We start from the raw sequence: 1636 nt of genomic DNA, 5'->3' as shown, positions 1-1636 counted from the left end.
TACAGGTTTGATTAAAGGTTCAGACGGCTCAGAAATGGCTTTATTACACCCAGTTAGCATCCCAGAAAGACTTAATGCTGAGGGATCCCCTCATAATTTCCCCAAAGCACAACCATGTTTGAATAGATTTTGAGCAAGCAGGGTTGCAGCCGCGAGCAAGTCTTCCCTCGTTATTGTGTAGCCAGAATGCCGCAAAACTTCCATCCCTAAGCGCACTGTTGAGAGTACATTTCGATTTTTGACAGTGTTAGCTTGGAAGTGCTTATCCCAACCTTGTTTCTGACCATGAACTCCAGCAAGCCAAAATGTCAGTTGAAGCATTAGGGCGATTAGCAGCATGATATCAAAGCGCTCTGAGCTGCTAGTTCGGCTATGACGGAGGCCTAAACCGTAGGCTGGGCTTTTCAAGTCTCGGAAGGTTTCTTCAATTTGCATACGCTTCGAGTAGAGCCTAACAAGTTGCTTTGGTGTTCGGATTTCAACGGGCAAGTTAGTCGCTAAAACCCATGGTTCTTTTGTCGAAGCGGAGTAGATTTTAGGTGACGGATGATGACAATTAGTCCGTGTCGAACGCTGATTTTTTCGGCCTTTAGGACGTGATTTATACAGTGCAATTTGACATGAAATTGGGTTGCTCTTAGTCAACCTCTTATAGCCTAAAGTCTTTGAGCGACTTGAGGATATGCTATGTAAGTTGCTGATAGGTTGCCAGTTTTCCGCACCTAAATCTGCATATTGCACTTTCCCTCTGACTCGACTTAACCAGTACCAACCTAGCTTTTCAACGGATTTATACCATGGCACTTTAAAGCCAGCATCACTGACAATGAGCGGTGTAGTGTTACTCGGTAGAATGCTTGCAAGGTCGGCTAGAAATTGGTCATGAGCCTTCTTTGAACATTGCTCTGAAAGCGGGAACGCTTTCTCATAAAGAGTAACAGAACGACCGTGTAGTGCGACTGAAGCTCGCAATACCATAAGCCGTTTTTGCTCACGGATATCAGACCAGTCAACAAGTACAATGGGCATCGTATTGCCCGAACAGATAAAGCTAGCATGCCAACGGTATACAGCGAGTCGCTCTTTGTGCAAGTGACGATTACCTAACAATCTGTCGATTCGTTTGATGTTATGTTTTGTTCTGGCTTTCGTTGGCAGGTTACGACCAAGTTCGGTAAGAGTGAGCGTTTTACATTCAAGTAATGCGTGGCAAGCCAGCGTTAAACTGTTGAGTCGTTTTAAGTGCAATTCAGGGCAGAATTGGTAAAGAGAGTCGTGTAAAATATCGAGTTCGCACATTTTGTTGTCTGATTATTGATTTTTGGCGAAACCATTTGATCATATGACAAGATGTGTATCTACCTTAACTTAATGATTTTGATAAAAATCATTAGGGGATTCATCAGTACTTGGTATCCATAGATACTAAGTTTACAAATGCCATGGCGTGATAGAACACACCAGGTAACTGGTTATGAACGGGGGACACAACTAAATCTGAAGACCCCAGTAAGTCATAGCCGATAAACACCGCTCTGTTTTCTATCACTTTCCGCAAGTCTTGATTGCCCGTGGCATTTGGAGCTAAAAAATCGTCTGCACTCAGGGTTAAAATCGGCGGACACTTCACTCGATG

At 43.7% G+C, this 1636-nt stretch carries 2 protein-coding genes; both read right to left on the bottom strand.

Annotated elements, in window-relative coordinates:
• Positions 1–90: 90 nt before the first annotated feature.
• On the bottom strand, positions 91–1299 hold the full coding sequence (locus R7Z50_RS24095; RefSeq protein WP_318149297.1) for an IS4 family transposase: 1209 nt from the start codon (positions 1297–1299) through the stop codon (positions 91–93).
• Between the two features lie 103 nt (positions 1300–1402).
• On the bottom strand, positions 1403–1636 hold a 234-nt coding region (locus R7Z50_RS24090), incomplete at its 5' end, for a CHASE2 domain-containing protein (protein WP_318149296.1).

The organism is Vibrio sp. 1249-1, from assembly GCF_033340495.1.
The sequence above is the reverse complement of the archived record's forward strand: the minus strand, read 5'-3'. Positions and strand labels throughout refer to the sequence as shown.